Below are 5,010 nucleotides of genomic sequence, written 5' to 3'. Positions count from 1 at the left end.
AAAAATAATACTTTATCTTTTCAACTTGAAACTTTCAAACATATTTTACCTAGTCTCGAAATTAATTCTGTTGGTTATGAGGAACAATTTCATAAGTTAATGCAATATATTTTGAATGAACATTTTAATACATACAAGGAAGTTGAATCTTTAAGTGCAATAAGGACCTCTACACGTGAAGAATTATATAGAAGGATATGTATAGCCCATGATTACATAAGAGCTTATTATGACAAAACTATTAAATTAAATGACATTGCACGAATTTCTTGTCTATCTCCAAATCATTTATTAAGAACATACACACAAATATATGGTAAAACTCCTCATCAGCATATTTCAGAGTTTAGAGTAACAAAAGCAAAACAACTATTATCAGAATTAAGTAATAATATGACCGATATAACCTTTAAACTTGGATTTCAAAATCCTGTATCCTTTAGCAAAATGTTTAAGCAACATGTTGGCATATCTCCTAAAGAATATCGAAAAAAGGTGATATTGGATAAGAAAAATTAGGTAAAATAATTTATCCTTTTAATAATAAGATATTTTGAAGGGAGCAAATTTTTATGGAAACTAATATAATCCAAAAAATTGGACAAATTGGAGTACCTGTAAAAGATTTAAATAGAGCACTAGATTTTTATAAAGAAAAATTAGGTCTCTCACTTTTGTTTAACACTAATAGTATGGCATTCTTTGAATGCAACGGATTGCGTCTCATGTTAACACTTCCAGAAAAAGAGGAATTCGCTCTTTCAAGTTCAGTAATTTATTTTGAAGTAAATAATATTAAAGATACTTATGAACGCTTATTAGGTAAAGAAGTTACTTTTATCGACGAACCACATGTTGTAGCTAAAATGGGACAAACAGAAACATGGATGGTATTTTTTCAGGATACTGAAGACAATACTCATGCATTGCTGAGTGAAGTAGAAGCTTAAGAAAAACAAAAGGAGACCGTCTAAATAACCCGCATGGTCTCCTTCATTTTATGTTAGCCTATGTAGTTCTTCATAATCTAGAGTTAGTTTTTAACTTTACTACTTTTTTATAGAGTAGTATTTTTTATGATATCACCGTAACAAAAACGACCATTATTGTTACAATAATTAGTAATAAACTTTTAGTCTAATTAACTTGCATAACGAGCGTAACAAAAATATGTAACAATATTATTTGTAACAATATCCTCATTGAATCGTTTTTGATACAATTTTTAGTAAGGGAGATGATAAACATGAAGTTTGGTTATATGCGTGTTTCTACATTAGACCAAAATTTGGATCGCCAAAAGAAACAACTTGAAGAGTTTGGATGCGATCGTATTTTCTTCGAAAAAATAACCGGTACAAAACGAAACCGTCCAGAGTTAAATAGTATGCTAGAATTTCTTCGTCCAGAAGATACAATTGTTGTAACAGATTTAACTCGATTATCACGTTCTACAAAAGATCTCATTGAAATCACGGAACATATTTCTCAAAAAGGTGCTCACTTGAAAAGTTTAAAGGAATCATGGCTCGATACAGCAACAGCACATGGAAAAATGTTATTTACTATTTTCGCTGGTATTGCTCAATTTGAACGAGATTTAACTTCTGAGCGGACCAAGGAAGGGATTCAGGCTGCAAGGAAGCGAGGGAAACATCCTGGAAGACCAAAAATGGATGAGGAAAAGATTGATTATGCTTTATATCTTATTAATCAAGGTATGAGTCGTACAGATGCTGCAGAGAAAGCCGGTATCTCTAGAATGACTTTGTATCGCAAGATGCAACAAGATACTATGGCCAACTGATAATCTAATGAAGAAACTGAGTAGTTAAATTAAATAGTTTACAAAGATGTTAGCATGACAAGAAAATACTTCAACCTAACATCCATTGAGCTACGGCATCCTATAGACAAGGTATTTTCTTGTATTTTAGAAAGGAGAAAACTATGTCTTCAAAACGTGCAAGAGAATTATTGACGTCAGAACAGCGTTTAGAGTTTGCATCTATTCCAGAACAAATTAGTGAGTATGAATTAGGAAGTTACTACACCTTGTCCCCTCATGATATAGAAATTATCAAGCGTCATCGTCGAGATCATAATAAGTTAGGATTTGCTTTACAGCTTTGTGTATTGAGATTTCCTGGTTGGACCTTATCAGATATTCAACATATACCCGATTGTGTTGTGAATTATATAGCCAAACAACTCCAAATTAATGCGAAAGAAATACATATATATGCAGAACGTGAGCAAACGAAACATGAGCATCTCGAAGAAATTAGAAGAGAATATGGATTTCGGAACTTCACCATTCGTGAATATCGTGTTGTGTCTCAAGTCTTATTACAATATGCATTAGAGAATGAGAATGCTCTACATTTAATTCAGATAACCATTGAAGAATTAAAAAAGAGAAAAATTATTTTACCAGCTATGACAACAATAGAACGAATGGTATGGGAAGTTCGAAGACGTGCAGAAGTAAAGATTTTTCGATTACTTAATTCTTCTCTAGCTATGGAACATATTCAAAAATTAAACTGTCTTCTACTTCCGATGGAAGACAGTACCAAAACATATTTGGCATGGTTGCGAGAAATACCAAGCTCTCATTCCCCCGATTCTTTTCTCAAAGTAGTTGAAAAACTTGAATATATTCGAAATTTACAATTGCAAATTGACACAAAGACCTTACATCCAAACAGATTACGACAATTATCTAAAATTGGTTCAAGATATGAACCCCACTCTTTTAGAAGGTTTGATGATTCTAAAAAATATGCTATTTTGGTTGTTTATCTTCTAGAATTAATTCAAGATTTGACGGACCAAGCATTTGAGATACATGATCGTCAGATTATGTCTTTATTATCCAAAGGAAGAAAAGCGCAAGAAGAACGACAAAAACAAAATGGGAAATCAATTAATGAAAAAGTGGTTCACTTTGCTAACCTCGGAGAAGCGCTCATTAAAGCTAGAGATGAGGGTACAGATCCTTATATAGTATTAGAAATGATAATGCCTTGGGAAAAGCTAGTTCAATCTGTAGAAGAAGCAAAGCAATTAGCACGTCCAATCGACTATGATTATCTAGACTTATTAGAGAAGAAATTCTACACATTGAGAAAGTATACACCCCTCTTGTTAAAATCATTTGAGTTTCATTCTACGAAATCAGCAGAGCCCTTAATTCGTGCAATTCACACGGTTAGAGAAATGAACGAAACAGGTAAACGGAAAGTACCGGAAGGTGCCCCTCTTGATTTTGTATCAAATAGATGGCAAAAGCACGTATATGATGAAGATGGAACCATTAACAGGCATTATTATGAAATGGCTGTTTTAACTGAACTACGAAATTCTATTCGGTCAGGCAATATATCTATTAGTGGTAGTAGACAACATAAGGATTTTGATGAGTACCTTATTTCAAAAGAAGAGTGGAACGAGATTCAGCCTGGAACATCCGAGTTAGCTGTTAGTCTATCTGCTCATGAATATTTAGAAGAACGAACATCTTCATTATTAAAACGCTTAAAATGGGTGTCAAATCATATAGGCGAATTAAATGGGGTAAGTTTAGAGAATGGTAGACTGCATTTAAGCCGTTTGGAAAAAGATACACCACAAGAAGCAAAAGAATTTAGCTCATCTCTTTATGACTTACTTCCACGTGTGAAGCTCACTGACTTATTAATGGAAGTAGCTCATTGGACCGGTTTCCATGAACAGTTTGTTCATGCTTCAACCAATCGTATTCCAAATGAAGAAGAAACCACTATTCTAATGGCTGCGCTTATGGCATTGGGAACAAACATAGGTATGACAAAAATGGGTGAAGCTACACCTGATATTTCCTATAGACAAATGGCAAATGCAACACAATGGAGGTTATATGAGGATGCAATGAGTAAAGCACAATCTGTACTCGTTAATTTCCATCATAAATTATCTCTTTCCTCCTATTGGGGAGATGGAACAACATCTTCATCAGACGGCATGCGTGTGCAAATTGGTGTTTCTGCACTTCATGCAGATGCTAATCCTCATTATGGTACTGGAAAAGGTGCTACAATTTATCGTTTTGTCAGTGACCAATTTTCAAGTTTTTATACAAAGGTTATTAATACAAACGCTAGAGATGCTGTACATGTCATTGATGGACTCCTTCATCATGAGACAGATTTAGCGATTGAAGAACATTATACAGATACAGCCGGTTATACTGATCAAGTTTTTGGTTTAGCCCATTTACTTGGTTTTCGTTTTGCACCGCGTTTACGAGATCTAGCTGACTCAAAGCTTTACACGATAGGAAAATCTAGTGATTTTCCACAAATAGAAAAATTATTGCGCGGTCAAATCAATATAAATGTTATTCAAAAAAATTACGATGATGTATTACGATTAGCTCATTCTATTCGGAAGGGTACTGTATCTGCTTCTCTTATTATGGGAAAGCTTGGTTCTTACGCTCGGCAAAATAGCTTGGCTACAGCACTTCGTGAGATGGGAAGAATTGAAAAAACAATTTTCATTTTAGATTATATCTCAAGTGAAACATTAAGAAGAAAAATTCATCGTGGATTAAATAAAGGTGAAGCTATGAATTCTTTGGCTAGATCTATTTTTTTCGGAAAACGTGGCGAATTGCGTGAACGTGCGCTTCAGGATCAACTTCAAAGAGCTAGTGCATTAAATATTATTATTAATGCCATTAGTATATGGAATACGGTATATTTAACCAAGGCAATAGAATATAAAAAAGAGAACGGTGTCTTGCATGAAGAATTGCTACATCATATTTCACCGCTTGGCTGGGAACATATCAACTTTCTTGGTGAATATAAATTCAAATTTAAGCAATCAACTACATTAGAAACATTACGACCACTCCGAAAATAAAACACAAAAGCCGAAATTCCTTAACGTGGGAAAATCGGCTTTTTACCTTCCAAAAAATGTCTTAGCGTGGGTTTTATGTCATTTGGTTGGCGGGACCCC

At 33.9% G+C, this 5,010-nt stretch carries 4 protein-coding genes; all 4 read left to right on the top strand.

The genetic code is table 11. The features are described from left to right. The coding region (locus PDQ33_RS28170; protein WP_270757054.1) for a helix-turn-helix domain-containing protein at nucleotides 1-519 on the top strand (519 nt) is incomplete at its 5' end. 53 nt (nucleotides 520-572) lie between these two features. Further along, nucleotides 573-950 (top strand): VOC family protein, encoded by a 378-nt coding sequence (locus PDQ33_RS28165; protein WP_000449612.1) that lies wholly within the window; start codon nucleotides 573-575, stop codon nucleotides 948-950. Nucleotides 951-1,246: 296 nt separating this feature from the next. Then, on the top strand, nucleotides 1,247-1,807 hold the full coding sequence (locus PDQ33_RS28160; RefSeq protein WP_000668449.1) for a recombinase family protein: 561 nt from the start codon (nucleotides 1,247-1,249) through the stop codon (nucleotides 1,805-1,807). Between the two features lie 143 nt (nucleotides 1,808-1,950). Next, nucleotides 1,951-4,911 (top strand): Tn3 family transposase, encoded by a 2,961-nt coding sequence (locus PDQ33_RS28155; RefSeq protein ID WP_270757053.1) that lies wholly within the window; start codon nucleotides 1,951-1,953, stop codon nucleotides 4,909-4,911. The last annotated feature ends 99 nt before the right edge of the window (nucleotides 4,912-5,010 follow it).

The sequence above is a fragment of the Bacillus cereus group sp. Bc031 genome (genome assembly GCF_027716265.1).
Lineage (GTDB): Bacteria > Bacillota > Bacilli > Bacillales > Bacillaceae_G > Bacillus_A > Bacillus_A paranthracis.
This window is presented reverse-complemented; position numbering and strand designations above follow the sequence as displayed.

Bases quoted from the DNA above. Each gene is read 5' to 3' on its own strand.
- PDQ33_RS28160 (WP_000668449.1), top strand. From the start codon at position 1,247: ATGAAGTTTGGTTATATGCGTGTTTCTACATTAGACCAAAATTTGGAT.
- PDQ33_RS28155 (WP_270757053.1), top strand. From the start codon at position 1,951: ATGTCTTCAAAACGTGCAAGAGAATTATTGACGTCAGAACAGCGTTTA.
- PDQ33_RS28165 (WP_000449612.1), top strand. From the start codon at position 573: ATGGAAACTAATATAATCCAAAAAATTGGACAAATTGGAGTACCTGTA.